Origin of the sequence: Paraburkholderia fynbosensis (assembly GCF_902859935.1) — a bacterium.
Taxonomy (GTDB): Bacteria; Pseudomonadota; Gammaproteobacteria; order Burkholderiales; family Burkholderiaceae; genus Paraburkholderia; species Paraburkholderia fynbosensis.
In genome coordinates this window covers 126,987-145,576 of the sequence record NZ_CADIKI010000003.1, presented here as the reverse complement: position 1 = coordinate 145,576, position 18,590 = coordinate 126,987, and the positions used below count along the sequence as shown (strand labels likewise).

Annotated in this window: 15 protein-coding genes; 7 read left to right on the top strand and 8 right to left on the bottom strand. The window is 64.1% G+C overall.

Features of this window, described 5'->3' with window-relative positions; translation table 11 throughout:
- Positions 1-11 precede the first annotated feature (11 nt).
- Positions 12-1,475 carry a glucose-6-phosphate dehydrogenase gene (gene zwf, locus HV770_RS06335; RefSeq protein WP_175158604.1) on the bottom strand — a complete coding sequence of 488 codons (1,464 nt, stop codon included), beginning with the start codon at positions 1,473-1,475 and terminating at the stop codon, positions 12-14.
- 551 nt (positions 1,476-2,026) lie between these two features.
- Between zwf and HV770_RS06330 the strand changes: the two genes are divergently transcribed.
- The 4 genes from HV770_RS06330 to HV770_RS06315 all read left to right on the top strand — a co-directional run bounded on the left by HV770_RS06330 (position 2,027) and on the right by HV770_RS06315 (position 6,483).
- A complete protein-coding gene (locus HV770_RS06330) occupies positions 2,027-3,274 on the top strand; it encodes an ABC transporter substrate-binding protein (RefSeq protein ID WP_175158603.1) in 1,248 nt (415 codons plus the stop codon).
- A gap of 196 nt (positions 3,275-3,470) precedes the next feature.
- Positions 3,471-4,409, top strand: a complete 939-nt coding sequence (locus tag HV770_RS06325; protein WP_175158602.1) for a carbohydrate ABC transporter permease — start codon at positions 3,471-3,473, stop codon at positions 4,407-4,409.
- Positions 4,399-5,256, top strand: a complete 858-nt coding sequence (locus tag HV770_RS06320; protein ID WP_175158601.1) for a carbohydrate ABC transporter permease — start codon at positions 4,399-4,401, stop codon at positions 5,254-5,256. The genes HV770_RS06325 and HV770_RS06320 overlap by 11 nt, the downstream gene beginning before the upstream one ends.
- A gap of 111 nt (positions 5,257-5,367) precedes the next feature.
- Complete coding sequence (locus tag HV770_RS06315; protein WP_175158600.1) at positions 5,368-6,483, top strand: ABC transporter ATP-binding protein; 1,116 nt, start codon at positions 5,368-5,370, stop codon at positions 6,481-6,483.
- Positions 6,484-6,578: 95 nt separating this feature from the next.
- Here the strand turns inward: HV770_RS06315 and HV770_RS06310 are convergent, their stop codons facing one another.
- The 5 genes from HV770_RS06310 to trxB form a co-directional block, all read right to left on the bottom strand.
- Positions 6,579-7,496 (bottom strand): LysR family transcriptional regulator, encoded by a 918-nt coding sequence (locus tag HV770_RS06310; protein ID WP_175158599.1) that lies wholly within the window; start codon positions 7,494-7,496, stop codon positions 6,579-6,581.
- A gap of 245 nt (positions 7,497-7,741) precedes the next feature.
- Complete coding sequence (locus HV770_RS06305) at positions 7,742-8,401, bottom strand: glutathione S-transferase family protein (RefSeq protein WP_175158598.1); 660 nt, start codon at positions 8,399-8,401, stop codon at positions 7,742-7,744.
- A gap of 197 nt (positions 8,402-8,598) precedes the next feature.
- Positions 8,599-9,219: a trimeric intracellular cation channel family protein gene (locus HV770_RS06300; protein ID WP_121319292.1), complete on the bottom strand. Its 621-nt coding sequence runs from the start codon at positions 9,217-9,219 to the stop codon at positions 8,599-8,601.
- Positions 9,220-9,232: 13 nt separating this feature from the next.
- Positions 9,233-9,991 (bottom strand): Smr/MutS family protein, encoded by a 759-nt coding sequence (locus HV770_RS06295; protein WP_175158597.1) that lies wholly within the window; start codon positions 9,989-9,991, stop codon positions 9,233-9,235.
- Between the two features lie 342 nt (positions 9,992-10,333).
- A complete protein-coding gene (gene trxB / locus HV770_RS06290) occupies positions 10,334-11,335 on the bottom strand; it encodes a thioredoxin-disulfide reductase (RefSeq protein WP_175158596.1) in 1,002 nt (333 codons plus the stop codon).
- 334 nt (positions 11,336-11,669) lie between these two features.
- On the opposite strand from trxB, the gene HV770_RS06285 reads away from it, so the two are divergent.
- Positions 11,670-13,976 (top strand): DNA translocase FtsK, encoded by a 2,307-nt coding sequence (locus HV770_RS06285; RefSeq protein WP_175158595.1) that lies wholly within the window; start codon positions 11,670-11,672, stop codon positions 13,974-13,976.
- 242 nt (positions 13,977-14,218) lie between these two features.
- Positions 14,219-14,953 (top strand): outer membrane lipoprotein chaperone LolA, encoded by a 735-nt coding sequence (gene lolA / locus HV770_RS06280; RefSeq protein ID WP_175158594.1) that lies wholly within the window; start codon positions 14,219-14,221, stop codon positions 14,951-14,953.
- Positions 14,954-15,063: 110 nt separating this feature from the next.
- Here lolA and HV770_RS06275 read toward each other — a convergent pair whose 3' ends face one another.
- The gene (locus HV770_RS06275) at positions 15,064-15,984 is read right to left on the bottom strand and encodes a LysR family transcriptional regulator (RefSeq protein ID WP_175158593.1); all 921 of its coding nucleotides are present in this window, start codon (positions 15,982-15,984) and stop codon (positions 15,064-15,066) included.
- A gap of 170 nt (positions 15,985-16,154) precedes the next feature.
- Here HV770_RS06275 and speB point away from each other — a divergent pair, with 170 nt between their 5' ends.
- Positions 16,155-17,144 carry an agmatinase gene (gene speB / locus HV770_RS06270; protein WP_175158592.1) on the top strand — a complete coding sequence of 330 codons (990 nt, stop codon included), beginning with the start codon at positions 16,155-16,157 and terminating at the stop codon, positions 17,142-17,144.
- Between the two features lie 110 nt (positions 17,145-17,254).
- On the opposite strand, the gene cytX is transcribed toward speB, so the two are convergent.
- Complete coding sequence (cytX, locus tag HV770_RS06265; protein ID WP_175158591.1) at positions 17,255-18,571, bottom strand: putative hydroxymethylpyrimidine transporter CytX; 1,317 nt, start codon at positions 18,569-18,571, stop codon at positions 17,255-17,257.
- Between the last annotated feature and the right edge of the window lie 19 nt (positions 18,572-18,590).

Below are 18,590 nucleotides of genomic sequence, written 5' to 3'. Positions count from 1 at the left end.
AACGCCGTGCATCAATTCTCTTCTTCGAGCCAGCAGGTACCGTGCTGCGCGAGCATCGCGCTCGCCGCGGCCGGTCCCCAGGTGCCCGCCGCGTACGGCTTGGGCGGCTTGGTCGAGACCTTCCATTCGTTCAGGATCGGTTCGACCCAGCGCCATGCGGCTTCCTGCTCGTCGCGCCGCACGAACAGCGCGAGGCGGCCGCGGATCACATCGAGCAGCAGCCGCTGATACGCCTCCATCTGCCCTTCGCGGAAGAACTTGTCGAACGCGAGGTCGAGATGCACGCTCGCGAGGTTCATGCCTTCGCCAGGTTGCTTCGCGAGGCAGTAGAGGCGAATCGTTTCGTTCGGCTGCAGGCGGATCACCAGACGGTTTGCGCCGGCGCGCAGCGCGGAGGCGCCCAGCGCCGAATGCGGCACCGCGCGGAAATTCACTACGATCTCGGCGACGCGATCGGCGAGGCGCTTGCCGGTGCGCAGGAAAAACGGCACGCCGGCCCAGCGCCAGTTCTCGATCTCGACTTTCAGCGCGACGAAGGTTTCGGTCGTGCTGTCCGGCTTCACGCCGGCTTCGGTCGCGTAGCCCGGCACCGTGCTGCCGCGGATGCCGCCGGCATGATACTGGCCGCGCACCGCAACCTTGCCGATTTCGTTCGGATCGATCGGCTTCAGCGCGCGCAGCACGCGCAGCTTTTCGTCGCGGACCGAATCCGAGTCCATCGAGTGGGGCGGCTCCATCGCGACGATCGACAGCAGCTGCAGCAAATGGTTTTGCACCATGTCGCGCAATGCGCCGGTGTTGTCGTAGAAGTCGCCGCGCGCTTCGACGCCGAGTTCCTCGGCGATCGTGATCTGGATGCTCTCGACCCACTCGCGGCGCCACAGCGGCTCGAACAGCGCATTGCCGAAGCGCAGCGCGAGCAGGTTCTGCACCGGCTCCTTACCGAGGTAATGGTCGATCCGGTAGATCTGCTCTTCCGCGAAAATTTCGCCGACCGCGTCGTTGATCGCATTCGACGACTTCAGGTCGTAGCCGAGCGGTTTCTCCAGCACGATGCGCGCGTTTTCGTTGAGCCCCACCGACGCGAGCGCGTGGCAGATCGGTACGAACAGCGACGGACCGGTGGCCAGATAGAACACGCGGATGCCGGGCAGGTGTTTGATCGCATCGCGCAATTGCACGAAGTCTTCGGGGTTGCCGAGATCGATCTTCACGAACTCGATGCGCTCGAGGAAGCTCGTCCATGCGGCTTCGTCCAGACCGTCCTTCGACACATGCGGCTTGACGTGTTCGTTCACCCACTGCAGATACTCATCGCGATTCGCCGCGTGACGCGCCACCGCGACGATCTTGCCGCTGTCCGCGAGCATGCCGCCCGCACGGTGCGCTTCAAACAGTGCAGGAAGGATCTTGCGCATCGACAGATCGCCGGTACCGCCGAAGAGAACGAAGGTGAAACTTGAATCGGTTTGCATGAGTCTCCGTCGATGTCCTGGGGGCCGCCGCGCCGAGCGCGCAGTGTTCGAAAAGGGCGACCGTAGTCCGATAAAATATTTTTTGACACTGAATTGTAGTTTAACTACAATCCAAATCAAGAGGTAGCGCTAATTCGATGAAAAAAGCGTGCGCTGTTCGGCAACTTGCGCGGTTTTTCAAATCGGCGGGCGTCCCTGCATGTTAACGGACATTGCCTGTCGGCACGTGCCAGCCTGCCCGGCAGCCCTTACGGAAGTCCGGGTAGTGGAGCGGCTGGCGGGTGGCTGGCCGGGTTGACTTGCAAGGCACCTCGAGTCTGCCGCGCGCGACGCGGGCAGGCAAAAATCAAAAGAGGAGACAGACAGTTGCATCCCAAACCACTCATCTCTTGAGCTTCTAGCGGCCGGACAACGGTCCGCCGGCACATGCCTCGCGCATGCGCCCGACCGTGCTCGATCGCCCAGTGTTTTGCCTGTTTGAACCAACCACAGCACCCTGGCGACATCAGGGGCCATTTGTTTTTTGTTCAGGTGTCTGGAGGAGATAAGCAATGAAATTTCGCGCGATCATGGGCGCTTTGTGCGCTGCGGGTCTGATGTGTGGCGTCTCGGCGGTGCAGGCTGCCGAGTCGGTCGAAGTGTTGCACTGGTGGACTTCGGGCGGCGAATCGAAAGCCGTCGGCGTCCTCAAGGACGACATGACGAAGCAGGGTTACACGTGGAAGGACTTCGCGGTTGCGGGTGGCGCCGGCGCGGCAGCCATGACGGCTCTGAAGACGCAGGTGATCTCGGGCAATGCACCGAGCGCCGCGCAGATCAAGGGTCCGCTGATCCAGGATTGGGCTTCGCAAGGCGTGCTGGTGCCGATCGATTCGGTCGCGGGCGACTGGAAGAAGAACCTGCCGCCGGAGATCGACAAGATCATGCACGCGGACGGTCACTATGTCGCCGCGCCGTTCTCGGTGCACCGCGTGAACTGGCTGTACATCAACAAGGCGGCGCTCGAAAAGGCAGGCGGCAAGGTGCCGACCACGTGGCCTGAGTTCTTCGCAGTGGCCGACAAGATGAAGGCCGCGGGCATCCAGCCGATCGCGATGGGTGGTCAGCCGTGGCAAGACCTGACGCTGTGGGAAGACGTCGTGCTGTCGCAGGGCGCGGACTTCTACAAGAAGGCGCTGGTCGACCTCGACGAAAAGACGCTGACTTCGGACAAAATGATCGGCGTGTTCGACACCGTCCGCAAGATCCAGGGTTACTTCGACGCGGGCCGCACGGGCCGTGACTGGAACCTCGCCACGGCGATGGTCATCAACGGCAAGGCCGGCATGCAGTTCATGGGCGACTGGGCGAAGGGCGAGTTCGCCAACGCCGGCAAGAAGTCGGGCACGGACTACGTCTGCGCCGCCGTGCCGGGCACGGAGAAAGCCTACACGTTCAACGTCGACTCGTTCGTGTTCTTCCAGCAGAAAGGCCAGAAGGCTGCGACGCCGGGTCAGCTGGCGCTCGCCAAGACGATCATGTCGCCGGCATTCCAGGAACAGTTCAGTCTGTACAAAGGCTCGATCCCGGTTCGTCTGGGCGTGTCGATGGACAAGTTCGACGACTGCGCGAAGAAGTCGTACGCGGATGAACAGATCGCGATCAAGGCAGGCGGCTATGTGCCTTCGCTGGCACACGGCATGGCGCAACCGGATGCAGCAGCCGGCGCGATCTCCGACGTGGTCACGAAGTTCATGAACTCGCAGGAAGATTCGAAGACCGCAGTGGCCGCGCTCGCAAAGGCAGCGAAAACCAAGTAAGTGAAGTAAGCGAAGCGGCATGCCCGGTGGCTTCCCCAGGAAGTGCCGGGCGTGTTCTTCAGGCCGCTGATTGCGCTTGGTGCGCGGATTGCCGGCGGCTTTACCCTGGTTTCATCGAGTCACACCTATGCTGTCGCGGCCTCGTGTCATTCACGCGCGAGCACCCCGGCGGTACAGTTTCAGCAGGAGTCGAGTAGTGACTGCTTCTATCAGCGGAAACGGGAAAACGGCCACCGCCACCCGCCGCACGTCGCCCATGGCGGCCCTTGCCGATCGCTGGATTCCGAAGCTGGTGCTTGCACCCAGCGTCGTGATCAGCCTGATCTTCGTGTATGGCTTCATCGCAATTACCGGCTATCTGTCGCTGTCCAATTCGCGACTGATGCCTAGTTATACCTTTGTCGGTCTCGACCGTTATCGCGAACTGTTCGAGAACGACGTGTTCTGGACGTCGGCCGCGAACCTCGGCTGGTTCGGCATCCCGTTCATCGGCTTCTGTATCGGCCTCGGGCTGTTCCTCGCGATTCTGCTCGATCAGCAGATCCGCAATGAAGGCGCGCTGCGCGCGGTGTTTCTGTACCCGATGGCGCTCTCGTTCATCGTGACCGGTACGGCGTGGCAATGGATCATGACGCCGAGCATCGGCCTCGAAAAGGTGTTCCACGACTGGGGCTGGACGAGCTTTTCGTTCGGCTGGCTGGGCGATCCGGACAAGGCGATTTTCTGCATCGTGATCGCGGCGGTATGGCAATCCACCGGCTTCGTGATGGCGCTGTTCCTCGCGGGCCTGCGCGGTGTCGACGGTGAAATCTTCAAGGCCGCCCAGATGGACGGCGCGAACCTGCCCACCATCTACCGCAAGATCGTGATTCCGAGCATGCGCCCGGTGTTCTTCTCCGTGCTGCTGATTCTTTGCCACATCACCATCAAGACCTTCGACCTGGTTGTCGCGTTGACCGCGGGCGGTCCGGGCACGTCGTCGTCGCTGCCGGCTATCTTCATGTACACGTTTTCGTTCAATCGCGGGCAGCTCGGCGTCGGCGCGGCATCGTCGATCATGATGCTCGCCACAGTCGTGGCCGTGCTCGTGCCGCTGATGTATCTGGAATCGAGGAGCACCCGCAATGCAGCCTAAGATGACGATCAGCCGTGCCGTCATTTACGCGGCCTTGATTCTGTTCGCCCTGTATTTCCTGTTTCCGCTGTATGTGATGCTGTCGACGTCGTTCAAGGACATCGACCAGCTGCGTACCGGCAACCTGCTCACGCCGCCCACGCACTGGAGTATCGATCCGTGGATCAAGGCATGGAGCGGCGCCTGTACCGGCGTGCGTTGCGACGGCATGCAGCCGTTCTTCATGAACTCGGTGCGCATGGTGATTCCCGCCGTGCTGATCTCGTCGATCATCGGCGCGTTCAACGGTTATGTGCTCACGCACTGGCGTTTCCGCGGCGCAGACCCGATCTTCACGATGCTGCTGGTCGGCTGCTTCATTCCGTTCCAGGCGATCCTGCTGCCGATGGCGCGCTTCGAAGGCATGATGGGCCTGTCGAACACGACGACCGGTCTGGTGCTGGTGCACGTGATTTACGGTATCGCGTTCACCACGATGTTCTTCCGCAACTTCTACGTCAGCATTCCGGCTGAACTCGTGAAGGCGGCGCGCATCGACGGCGCGGGTTTCTTCACGATCTTCACGAAGATCCTGCTGCCGGTGTCGCTGCCGATCTTCATGGTGTGCCTGATCTGGCAATTCACGCAGATCTGGAATGACTTCCTCTTCGGGATCGTGTTCTCCGGCGTCGATTCGATGCCGATCACGGTGGCGCTGAACAACCTCGTGAACACCTCGACCGGCGTGAAGGAATACAACGTGGATATGGCCGGCGCGATCATCGCCGCGTTGCCGACCCTGCTGGTCTACATCATCGCCGGACGCTATTTCGTGCGCGGCCTGACGGCCGGCGCGGTCAAGGGGTAAACCGGGGCCGCGGGCCAAACCATCCGAGCGCGGCGGCGCTTCAAGAAAAATGCGCCGCCGTCATCCGACAAGACGTTTTCAGGCAGTACCAGAGACAAGAGGATTCACAGCATGGCAAGCCTTTCCATCCGTGACGTGTACAAGACCTACCCGAACGGGGTGCCGGTTCTGAAGGGTGTCAATATCGACATCGAAGACGGCCAGTTCCTGATTCTGGTCGGCGGCTCGGGCTGCGGTAAGTCGACGCTGCTCAACATGATCGCGGGCCTCGAGACCGTGACCAAGGGCGAGATCCAGATCGACGGCAAGACGGTCAACAACCTGTCGCCGAAAGATCGCGATATCGCGATGGTGTTCCAGTCGTACGCGCTGTATCCGTCGATGACGGTGCGCGAGAACATCTCGTTCGGCCTGAACATCCGCAAGGTGCCGAAGCAGGAGCAGGCGCAGATCGTCGATCGCGTGTCGAACACGCTGCAGATCACGCACCTGCTCGACCGCAAGCCGGGCCAGCTGTCCGGCGGCCAGCGTCAGCGCGTGGCGATGGGCCGTGCATTGGCGCGCGATCCGGTGATGTTCCTGTTCGACGAACCGCTCTCGAACCTCGACGCGAAGCTGCGCATCGAGATGCGTTCTGAAATCAAGCTGCTGCATCAACGCCTCGGCACGACGATCGTCTACGTGACGCACGATCAGATCGAAGCGATGACGCTCGGCGACCGCATCGCGGTGATGAAGGACGGCATCGTGCAGCAGTTCGGCGCGCCGCAGGATATCTACGACTCGCCGTCGAACCTGTTCGTGGCCGGCTTCATCGGCGCGCCGCCGATGAACTTCATCCAGGGCAAGCTGGTGGAGCAGGGCGCGGGCATCGGCATCGAACTGGATACGGGCGTCGCGCGCAAGGCGCTGAATCTGCCGTTCGATTCGGCGAAGGTGAAGTCGCACGTCGGCCGCGATGTGATTCTCGGCTTGCGGCCGGAGCGCATCACCGACGCGCGCGGAGCGCATGGCGACGACTCGAAGCTGCAGCCGATCGAAGTGAAGGTCGACGTAATCGAGCCGACCGGCCCGGATACGCTGGTGTTCGCGCAGGTCAACGGCAAGCGCATCGTGAGCCGTGTGCACCCGGCGTCGAATCCGCAGCCGCTGACGAACACGACGCTGCTGTTCGATACGTCGAAGGCGGTGCTGTTCGATCCGTCGAACGAAGAGCGGATTGCCTGAGGCGAGTGCTTCGCCGCGTAGTTTGACGCCTTAAAAAAGCCCCATGCGTTTCGTTGCGCATGGGGCTTTGTTTTGGGCGCCTGCTTTGCGGCCGCTTACGCGTCCGGGATGCGCAGGTCCGGATTGTTATGTGACAGCTCGCTGACCCAGTCGATGAACGCGCGCAGCCGCGAACTCAGATTGCGGCGGTGCGCGTAGAGGACCGACAGCGGTGTGCCGGGACTCGTGTAGTTGGTGAGAATTTCCTTCAGCGCCCCTTGCTCGATCAACTCGGCGACCATGAAGCGCGACGGCTGGATGATGCCGTGGCCGAGCGCGCCCGCGCCGATGTAGACCGAGCCGTCGTTGACGGCGAGCACGCTTTTCATCGTCACCTTGGCGATCTCGCCGTCCACCTGGTATTCGAACGGGAAGGTCCGGCCGGTGCGTGCGGACACGTAGTTGACGGCGCGATGTTCCGCGAGTTCTTCCAGCGTGGTCGGCGCGCCGTATTTCTCCAGATACGCGGGCGACGCGCACGTGACGATGCGCGCCTCGCCGATGCGTTTCGCGACGAGGCTCGATTCCTCCGGCGTGCCCATGCGGATCACGCAATCCACACCGTCCTGGATCAGATCGATGTTGCGATCGGCGAGGCCGAGCCGCACGTCGATCTCCGGGTATCGCCGGTAGAAGTCGTCGAGCGCGGGCAGGAGCAGCGCGCGGGCGAGCGTGCCGGACGTATCGACGCGGATCGTGCCGGCCGGATTTTCGCGCTTGTTCGACAGCGACGATTCGGCGTCGGCGACTTCGGCGAGGATCTGTACGCAGCGCTCGTAGAACGACGCGCCGTCTTCGGTGACGCTCACCTGGCGCGTCGAGCGATTCAGCAGGCGCACGCCGACGTGCTCCTCCAGCGCCTGGATCGTGCGGCTGACTTTGGCGCGGGGCAGGTCGAGCGATTCGGATACCTTGGTGAAGCTGTTCGCCTCGACCACACGCGTAAATATCTCCATCGCTTCGAAACGGTCCATGGTGTGCCTTATGAGTGATGGCCGGAAGTGGCTTTTGAGGTGGAGTTTACAGGGAGGAAATGTTGTTGTCGCGCTGGGGGATGCGGTGTTGCGCGGCTCTGTTCGGGGCGGATTCCGGCCGATGGCCCGAATGGACGGGCGAGAAAGCCTGTTTGCGGATTCCGCCAGGCCGCCTCGCGCGGCGCACGGCACATTGCGCCGGTGCGCGCGCGAGGCTCGCGTGCATGAGTGTCGCTCAGTCGCTGTCAGTCACGCTCCGGCGCACCGAGCGGAAACAGCGGACGATACGGCCGCGCTTCGTCGACCGCGCGCGCGAACGACGGCCTTGCCAGCAGCCGCTGACGGTAGGCCCGCACATGCGTGAAGGCGGGATCGATCGGATGTGTCCAGTCGGCGTAGAAGAGAAACGGTGCGGCGCCGCAGTCGGCGAGGCTGAAGGTGTCGCCGGCGGCCCATTCGCGCTCGGCCATCACCTTGTCGAGCCAGCCGTAGGCGGTGTCGAGCATCGCCCGCGCGTCGGCCACCGCGCGCGGATCGCGCTCCGGCTCGGGGCGCATGTGGTCGTAGACGATCTTTTGCTGCGGCGTCGAGATGTAGTTGTCGAAGAAGCGGTCCATGCTGCGCACTTCCAGCGCGGCGCGGGCGTCGGCGGGCAAGAGAGGCACCGGCCCCGGATGATACAGGCCGAGATATTCGATGATGATGCTCGACTCGACCACGGTCCGCTCGCCGTCCACCAGCACCGGAAAGCGCTTGATCGGCCAGAGCGCCGCGAACTCCGTCATGATTGACGGATCGTCGTGCGCCAGCAGGCGCAGCTCGAACGGTGTGCTGTTTTCGTAAAGCGCCGTCAGGGCCTTCTGGCAGTACGAAGAGAACGGGTGGGCATAAAGCTTCAGGGGCATCGCGGTCACCTTTGACGGTTGCAGGGCGCGCCGTGGCGCAACGACGGCCGCAAGAGCCGTTTACCTCACGACGAACGACGCTGGTGAAAATCGACAGTCATGGCGCAGGGGTGGGGTGCGGCTAACGCCCACGACCTGCGCGAATCGGCGTCCACAAGCCTGCGCACCCACGCCCGAACACCCACACCGTTGAGCGTTCAATGCGGCAAGCGCACATCGAACCGGTAGGTCACCAGCCTTGCGAGCAGAATAAACGCGGTCGCGACCAGCACGCTATACACGGTGTCGAAGTTCACATAGTCCAGCAACACATACAGCCAGCAGCCGACGAACGCACAGGTCGCGTAGGGACGCGAATCGCGCAGGATCAACGGCACCTCGTTGCACAGCACGTCGCGGATCACGCCGCCGAACACCCCCGTCAGCACGCCCATCATCACCGACGTGAACCACGGCATCTGCGCGTCGTGCGCGATCGACGTCCCCGCGATACTGAAGAGGCCCAGCCCGATGGCATCGGCCACCAGCAGCACCCGCTCGGAGAGCAGGCGCGAGGTCATTTTCAGCAGTGTCGGCGCGAACAGGGACATCACGAAGATCGCGATCAGATAGACCTGATGCTCGACCCAGTAGAACGGCCGGCGCTCCAGCAACACATCGCGCAACGTGCCGCCGCCGAACGCCGTGGCGATCGCCACGAGGAACGTGCCCACCGCGTCGAGCCGGCGGCTGCGGGCTTCGATGAAGCCGGAAATGGCGTACGCGAAAATAGCCAGCGCTTCCATGATGGTCAGCGCCAGTGTCAGCCTCGGATGGATCACTGTGACTCCGTCAGGGCTTGGCGTGAGGCGGCAACGCGCCCGGCTGCAGCAGCACGACCACCGCGCCGGCGCCGCCGTCGTGCGCCCGTGCCTGGCAGAATGCGATCACCTCGGCCTTCTGCACCAGCCACGCGCGCACCTTGCCCTTGAGCACCGGTTCCTTGCCGATCGATCCCAAGCCCTTGCCGTGAATCACGCGCAAACAGCGCAAGCCCCGCTTCACCGATTCGCGGATGAACTCGGCGAGCGCCTCGCGCGCTTCGTCGCGCCTCATTCCATGCAGGTCGATTTGCGCCTGCACGATCCAGTCGCCGCGCCGCAGCTTGCGCACGACTTCCTGACTGACGCCGGGGCGGCAATAGGAGAGCGTTTCGTCGGTTTCGAGCAGCACTTCGGGGTCGAACTCGTCGGAAATCGCTTCGTGCAGGACGGCTTCCTCGTCTAGCATGGTTTGCACCGGCAGCGGCGGCGGGGGATTGCGCGGCAAGCTCGCGCGCGGGGGAGACACGAGGGGGGCCACCGAACCGATCTCGCGGCGAAACAGATCGGCGTCCGCCGCTGCTTCGCGCTGCGCGGCCGCCGCGGCCGCGCGTTCGCGCTCGCGGCGTTGCGTATCGATCTTCAATGCGTCGCGCAATGCGCCGAGTCCGGCGAGACCCGCTGCGGGATCGAGCTTCGGTTTGGCTTTGGGCGCGGCCGGTTCGGGCGCGGGCGTGGCGACGGCGCGCGCGCGCTTCGGTTCGCTTGGGTGGGGCTGATTCTTCGGCATATCGGTAATACACGCAGAAAATGTGGATCGGTCGCGCGACGGGTTTTTTTAGGGGCTGCGAAACGGGTAATGAGATTGGCGTGCGGTGAAGCGCTCGACAGCGCGTGGACGCGCAGCGGATGCACGGCAAAACGGTCCGCCGGGGCGCGATGCAAACACGGGTGGTGCTGACGCGTTGCAAAGCTTTGCAAACCCGCAAGGCAAACCCACCCCCACACCGACCGCCTGAACGCAAAAAAGGCCGCGGGCTTTTCAGCCGCGGCCTTCTCTGGAGCAAGCGGCCGGGTCGCGCCCAGCCGCTATTTTACCGTCGCGCCCAACGTCGCAGTTCGGCGCCGCCGATTAACGCTCGGCTTCCTGGCTCATCGCATGCTCGCCGGCCATCTCGTTGATGGTTTCCAGGTAGCGTTGCGCGTCGAGGGCCGCCATACAGCCGGTGCCCGCGCTGGTGATCGCCTGACGGTACACGTGGTCCTGCACGTCGCCCGCAGCGAACACGCCCGGCACGCTGGTGGCGGTCGCGAAACCGTTCAGACCGCCCTTGGTGATGATGTAGCCGTTCTTCATTTCCAGCTGGCCCGCGAAAATGTCCGTATTCGGCTTGTGGCCGATCGCGACGAACAGGCCTTGCAGCGCGATGTCGGTGGTCTCGCCGGTTTGCGTGTGCTTGATACGCAGGCCGGTCACGCCGGATTGGTCGCCGGTCACTTCGTCGAGCGTATGGTTCCACTTGATTTCGACGACGCCTTCCTTTTCCTTCGCGAGCAGCCGGTCGATCAGGATCGGCTCGGCGCGGAACTTGTCGCGGCGATGGATCACGGTCACTTTCTTCGCGATGCCGGCCAGGTACAGCGCTTCTTCGACCGCGGTATTGCCGCCGCCGATCACGGCCACGTGCTGCTGCTTGTAGAAGAAGCCGTCGCAGGTCGCGCAAGCCGACACGCCTTTGCCCATGAACGCTTCTTCGGACGGCAGGCCGAGGTACTGCGCCGATGCGCCGGTCGAGATGATCAGCGAGTCGCAGGTGTACTCGCCCGAATCGCCGATCAGGCGAATCGGCTTCTCATCCAGCTTGGCCGTATGGATGTGGTCGAAAATGACCTCGGTGTTAAAGCGCTCGGCGTGCTCCAGGAAGCGCGCCATCAGTTCCGGGCCTTGCACGCCGTTGGCGTCGGCGGGCCAGTTTTCGACGTCGGTCGTGGTCATCAGCTGGCCGCCCTGGGCGAGACCCGTGACGAGCACCGGCGCGAGGTTGGCGCGCGCCGCGTAGACCGCAGCCGTGTAGCCGGCCGGACCGGAACCGAGAATCAGAACCTTGGCGTGTTTCGTTGAAGTTGCGGGCATGATTGAATCCTTGTACGGCGCCGGGCTCGCCCATGCGAGGCCGTGCGACTTAAGCTGTCACTGTAGATGGGTGCCAGTGCGGCATTATAAAGGGCGTGGCGCGAGGCTGCTCCATGAAGCTTTCCGATCGCCGCGATAGCGCCGTGGGCGCATTCCGGGTGCCGCTCTGTGGCCAATCGGCCAAGTTACCGTCATTTACAGCCTTGCGCGGGACAGTGCGTTTACAATAGGCCGGATCGACGTTTCCGGTCGCCGGGATCGGACCCGAAGCCACGCTGGGCGAGGCTCTGGCCGCGCTTCCGGTCGGCAACCGGCTACCCACGCAACAGGATCAATGGCAAAAGCTCCCTATTCCGCGAGCGCGCAGGCGTTGCCGCACCGCATGTCGCGCCTTTTCACCGAAATCCGCTGGATCCTGCAGGTGGCGCTCGGCGTGTTCCTGCTCATGGCGCTCGTCAGCTACAGCAGGCGCGACCCGAGCTGGACCCATGCCGCGCAGGTCGACCACATCTCCAACTGGGCGGGCCGTGTCGGCGCGTGGACCTCGGACATCCTGCTGCTGCTGTTCGGTCTGTCCGCCTACTGGTGGATCGTGCTGCTCGGCCGTCACATTTCCCGCAACTACAAGCGCATCACCCGTCACGAAGACGAGCAGGACGAGGAGCCGCGCGGCGTGAGCTGGCTCGCGGATGCGTTCGCGTTCCTGCTCGTGCTGCTCGCGTGCAACGGCATCGAAGCGCTGCGCATGTGGTCGCTCAAAGTGCAGTTGCCGCGCGCGCCGGGCGGCGTGGTCGGCGAAGCCGTCGCGCGTGGGGTGTCGCATGCGCTGGGCTTCACCGGCGGCACGCTCGCGCTGCTGATCGCGCTCGCGATCGGCTTGTCGTTGTACTTCCGTTTCTCGTGGCTGTCGGTGTCGGAGAAAGTCGGCGAGTCGATCATTTCGGCGGTGACTTTCGCGAAGCTGCGCCGCGAGGCCGGGCGCGACCGCAAGCTCGGCGAAGCGGCCGCGGTGAAGCGCGAGGGCAAGGTCGAGAAGGGCCGCGTGCGGATCGAGGAGCATGAGCCGGTCGTGATCGTGCCGCCGGTCGTCACGCCGGCCAAATCGGAGCGCGTCGAGAAGGAACGGCAAGTGCCGCTCTTCACCGACCTGCCGGGCGACTCGACGTTGCCGCCCATTGCGCTGCTCGACCCCGCGCCCGCCGCGCAGGAATCCATCTCCGCGGACACGCTGGAATTCACGTCGCGTCTGATCGAGAAAAAACTCAAGGACTTCGGCGTCGAAGTGAGCGTGGTGGCCGCCTATCCGGGTCCGGTCGTCACGCGCTATGAAATCGAACCGGCCACGGGCGTGAAGGGCAGCCAGATCGTCAATCTGGCGAAGGATCTCGCGCGCTCGCTGTCGCTCGTGTCGATCCGCGTGGTCGAAACGATTCCGGGCAAGAACTTCATGGCGCTGGAGTTACCGAATCAGCGCCGCCAGACCGTGAGCCTCTCGGAGATTCTCGGCTCGGCGGTCTATGCGGACGCCGCGTCGCCGCTGACCATGGGTCTGGGCAAGGACATCGGTGGCAAGCCGGTATGCGCCGACCTCGCGAAAATGCCGCACCTGCTGGTCGCGGGTACGACCGGTTCGGGCAAGTCGGTCGGTATCAACGCGATGATCCTGTCGCTGCTCTACAAAGCGAGCGCCGAGCAGGTCCGCATGATCCTGATCGATCCGAAGATGCTCGAAATGAGCGTCTACGAAGGCATTCCGCATCTGCTGTGTCCGGTCGTCACGGACATGCGCCAAGCCGGCCACGCGCTGAACTGGGCGGTCGCCGAAATGGAGCGCCGCTACAAGCTGATGAGCAAGCTCGGCGTGCGCAACCTCGCCGGCTATAACAACAAGATCGACGAAGCGGCCAAGCGCGAAGAGAAGCTGCCGAATCCGTTCAGCCTCACGCCGGAAGAACCGGAGCCGCTCACGCGCCTGCCGAATATCGTGGTCGTGATCGACGAACTGGCCGACCTGATGATGGTGGTTGGCAAGAAGGTCGAAGAGCTGATCGCGCGGATCGCGCAGAAGGCGCGCGCGGCCGGCATCCATCTGATTCTCGCCACGCAGCGTCCGTCGGTCGATGTCATCACCGGTCTGATCAAGGCCAACGTGCCGACGCGGATGGCCTTCCAGGTGTCATCGAAGATCGACTCGCGGACCATTCTCGACCAGCAGGGCGCGGAATCGCTGCTCGGCATGGGCGACATGCTCTATCTGCCGCCGGGCAGCGGCTTGCCCGTGCGGGTGCACGGCGCGTTCGTGTCGGATGAAGAGGTGCATCGCGTCGTCGACAAACTCAAGGAGCAGGGCGAGCCGAACTACATCGAGGGCATTCTCGAAGGCGGCGTGACCGGCGAGGGCGACGAGGGCTCGGCGGGAACCGGATCGGCCGATGGCGAGTCGGACCCGTTATACGACCAGGCGGTCGACGTGGTGCTGAAGAACCGTCGCGCGTCGATCTCGCTGGTGCAGCGGCATTTGCGCATCGGCTACAACCGGGCGGCGCGTTTGCTCGAGCAGATGGAAAACTCGGGCGTGGTGTCGGCGATGTCGTCGAACGGCAATCGCGAGATCCTGGCGCCGGCGCGGGAAGCGGAATAGGCGGATGGCGTTATCGCGTGGCGAAGCCGGTGCGGTGAGGTGCGCGGCGGGCGAGTCTGCGGGCAACGGCTCGCTGCAGAAGGTTTGCAACGCGCGCTCAAGCTGGACCGCTCGACGTGTCGGGCATCGCGTCGGTTGCGGATCTGCCAGCCACGCGAGCGGTCCTGCCACCGAAAGCGACCATCGCCCGGCCTCACCGCCGTTCGCCCCGCTCATCGAATTCAATCAAGGGAGAAAACTACATGCAGCTATTCGCGCAGCAGCGCACTAGACACAGCGCTCAAGCCAGCCGCTTCGGCCAACTCGCGCGGACTATCGTGCGCAGCGTCGGCAGCGTGGCGATCGGCACGTCCATGCTCGTCGCGTCGCAGGCATTCGCGAGCGGCACCGAGCAACTGAAGGCGTTCGTCGCGCAGGTGCACTCCGCGCGCGGCACGTTCGTGCAGCAGGAAGTGCGCGCGCCGAGCAAGGCGCAGGGCGCGAGCGGCGCGCTGTCCACCGGCGGCGCGGGCAAGACCGGCACGTCGAGCGGCACCTTTACGTTCGCGCGCCCCGGCAAGTTCATCTGGCAATACGAGAAGCCCTACGCACAACTGCTTCAAGCGGACGGCGACAAGCTCTACGTGTACGACAAGGATCTGAACCAGGTGACGGTGCGTGCGCTCGGTGGCGCGCTCGGCGCGAGTCCGGCGGCGATATTGTTCGGCAGCAACGATCTGGACAAGAATTTCACGCTGCGCGATGCGGGCGTGAAGGCCGGCATCGACTGGCTCGAACTGACGCCGAAGGCGAAGGACACGCAGTTTCAACGCGTCGGCATCGGCTTCAAGGACGGCAATCTCGAAGCGATGGAATTGCACGACGTGTTCGGCAACGTGACGCTGCTGACGTTCTCGAACATCCAGAAGAACCCGCCGCTGCCCGCCGATGCATTCAAGTTCACGGTGCCGAAGGGCGCGGATGTGATCAACGGATAAGCCTGCTGATTGACATAGCTTTGCACGCAGGCAACAACAAAGCCGCGCTCTTCGGGTACGGCTTTTTGATTTCCGGGTGCGCGTCGCGAGTACGCGCGCTTGAGGACACGCTACTCGTCCCCCATCGGAACTTCTAGCGCATGTGCGGCTTTCATATCGTCGATAAATGCTTCGACGATCTCCGACCGATGCTGACGCGTGCGCGTGACCATGTGAAACGCGACGCGGTAGCGCATCTGCACCGGATTCAACGCGGCGAGCATTCCTTGCGCGGCGAACGGCGCCGCGAAATGCCCCGGCAAATAACCGAGGTGATGCGATGACAGCACCAGCATCGCAACCGCTTCCATGTTGTCCGCGACCGCCGTGACGTTCTGCGGCGTGGCCGAACTCTGCGCTTCGGGCAACGGATAACTGCGCCATGCCCATTCATGTTGCGCGGCCTCTTCGGGTGACACTTTGCCCGCCTGCGCGAACAACGGGTGACCTTTCGCGCAGTAGGCAAACTGCTCCTCGGCGAACACCTCGGTGTATTCGAGCGACGGCACGCGATGCCAGAAATAGCCGATGCCGATCTGAATCCGCCCATTGAGCAGCAGTTCTTCCAGCTCACCCGGCGAGCGCACCAGAATCGAAAAACGCACCGACTGATCCCGCGCGCGAAAACGGCCAATCGCGTTGCTGATGCGCGCGCTCGCCGACACCGGCGTATGGCCGATCATGCCGATGTCGAGCGTGCCGACCAGCTTGCGGCCCACGTTGCGCGCCTGCATGCCGAAGGTGTCGACGGCCGACAGCAGCGCGCGGGCGGCCTCGATGAACTGCTCGCCGCGCGCGGTCAGACTGAAGCCGCCGCGGCCGCGCTCGCACAGGCGGTAGCCGAGGCGCGTTTCGAGCGTCGCCAGTTGGGTGCTGATGGTGGACTGGCCGATGTTGAGCGTCGCCTGGGCGGGCGAAACCCCGCCCGCGTCGACGATGGCGAGAAAGACGCGGATCAGCCGCAGGTCAAGATCGGTGAGTTGGGAGAACATGCTTCAGCATACATCGCTAATGATCAATGTGAAGGATGCATTACCGGTATTTACGCTGGCGGGAAACGGCTCAAGAATTGAAGTTCCTCCAAAAGACGCGCTGTTCTGGCCGGACTGTGGCCCATTTCCGCCGATTCTTCGCGCCGAATTTCTTTCATTGCCGAGCCACGATGAATACTTCCTCCTTCATTTCCCCCGAAGCCGGCGAACGGCCCCAACCGCTGTCCGGTAACGCGATGCCACGCTGCGGCGGTATCGCGACGATGATGCGGCTGCCGAACGTCGGCTCGGCTGCCGGATTCGACGCGTGCTTCGTCGGCGTGCCGTTCGATCTCGGCACGTCGAACCGCACGGGCGCCCGCTTCGGGCCGCGCCAGATACGCAGCGAATCGGTGCTGCTGCGCCCGTACAACATGGCGACCCGCGCCGCGCCGTTCGACTCGCTGCGCGTGGCCGACCTCGGCGACGTCGCGATCAATCCGTACAACCTGCACGACTCGATCGCGCGGATCGAAACCGCGTACGACGAAATCCTCCAGCACGATTGCAAGCCGATCACGCTCGGCGGCGATCACACCATCGCGCTGCCGATCCTGCGCGCGATTCATCGCAAGCACGGCAAGGTCGGGCTGATTCACGTCGACGCGCACGCCGACGTCAACGACACGATGATGGGCGAGAAGATTGCACACGGCACGCCGTTTCGCCGTGCGGTGGAGGAGGGGCTGCTCGATTGCGAGCGGGTCGTGCAGATCGGTTTGCGCGGCACCGGTTACGCGGCGGAAGACTTCGACTGGTGCCGCGATCAGGGCTTCGAGGTCGTGCAGGCGGAGGCCTGCTGGAATCAGTCGCTCGCGCCGCTGATGACGCGCATTCGCGAGCGGATGGGCGACGGCCCCGTGTACATCACATTCGACATCGACGGGATCGATCCGGCTTTCGCGCCGGGCACGGGCACGCCGGAGATCGCGGGGCTGACGGTGCCGCAGGCGCTGGAGATCATTCGCGGTGCGCGCGGCTTGAACATCGTCGGCTGCGATCTGGTCGAGGTGGCGCCGCCGTACGATCCGTTCGGCACGACTGCGCTCCTCGGCGCGAATCTCGCGTTCGAGCTGCTATGCGTGCTGCCGGGTGTCGAATATCGCGCCGCCGCGCGTTGAAGTGGACCGAACTGAACCGAACGCGTGGCGCGTCATGCGCAAAAGAAAAAGCCTGTAAATGCAGGCTTTTTCTTCGTCGGCCAAGTTGCGCTGACCGCGCGCCAGATGCGTCAGGCGTAAGCCGTCTTACGCGCCGACACGAACACGTAGTAGCACACCGCGCCGATCACGAGCGACGGCAAGGTCGCGCCGAGATTCGGCAGCCATTGATTGATCACCTGATACGAGGCGATGCCGATCGCCCAAGCGATGAATGCGCTCAGATGCCAGCCGCCCGAGAAGCCGTAACGGCCACGCACGTCGGCGAGCACGGCGGCCTCGATACGGCGCTTGCGCACGATGAAGTGATCCATCAGCACCACGCCGAACAGCGGTGCGAACACCGAGCCGATCAGCAGCAGGAAGTTCTGATACTTCGCCATCGGCACGAGCAGCGCGATCAGCGTGCACAACGCGCCGAACGCCGCCGACAGCAACGGCACGCTGCCGCGCGTCCAGAACGTGCCGGTCGAGACGGCGGCCGAGTGAATGTCGGCGAACGCGTTGTCGATTTCGTCGATCAGGATCAGCAGCAGTGCAAGGCCGCCGCCCGCCTGGGCCAGCGCGCTGGTCAGCAGCGCGTCGCCGCCGCCGGCCGCGAGGCCGTAGACCGCGCCGAGCGCGTAGAACCAGATGTTCGCGATGCCATAGCCGAGCAGCGTGCCGCGGAACGTCTCGCCGGGTTGCCGGCCGAAGCGGGTGTAGTCGGCGATCAGCGGCAGCCACGACAGCGGCATCGCCACCACGAGGTCGATCGCGCCGCCGAACGGCATCTCGCCGGTGCCCGGCCGGCGCATCAGCTCGGCCAGGTTGTGGCGCGCGAGCAGATTCCACGTGAGCCATGCGGCGCCCGCGAGCAGCAGCCAGATGCCCCACTTGCGCAGAAAGCGCCGCACGAACGACAGCGGGCCGCTGATCGCCAACAGCGTCGCGAGCAGGCCGAACACGACGGTCCAGATCAGCGGCATCGAAAGGCCGAAAGATTGTTTGGCGAGGGCGTCGGCGGAATCGCGCATCACGATCACTTCGAACGAACCCCAGCCGACCAGTTGCACCGCGTTCAGCACTGCCGGCACCGACGCGCCGCGCACGCCGAGCGTCGGGCGCAGCGACGACATCGCCGCGAGCCCCGTGTCGGTGCCGATCACGCCGGCCAGCGCCAGCAGCACCACGCCGATTACGCTGCCGATCACGATCGCCAAGAGCGCGTGCGGCAGCGACAATCCCGGCACCAGCAGCGCGCCGGCCTGCGCGACCAGCAGGCCGATGCCGAGTGAGAACCAGAGCGCGAACGCGTCGCCGGTGCGGAACGCGCGGCGCGCGTCGGGCACCGGCGTGAGCGGCGCGTAGGTGGAACCGGCGTCGCCGGCGAGTGGATCGTTTGCCATCTGTAGTTGTCCCTGTTGG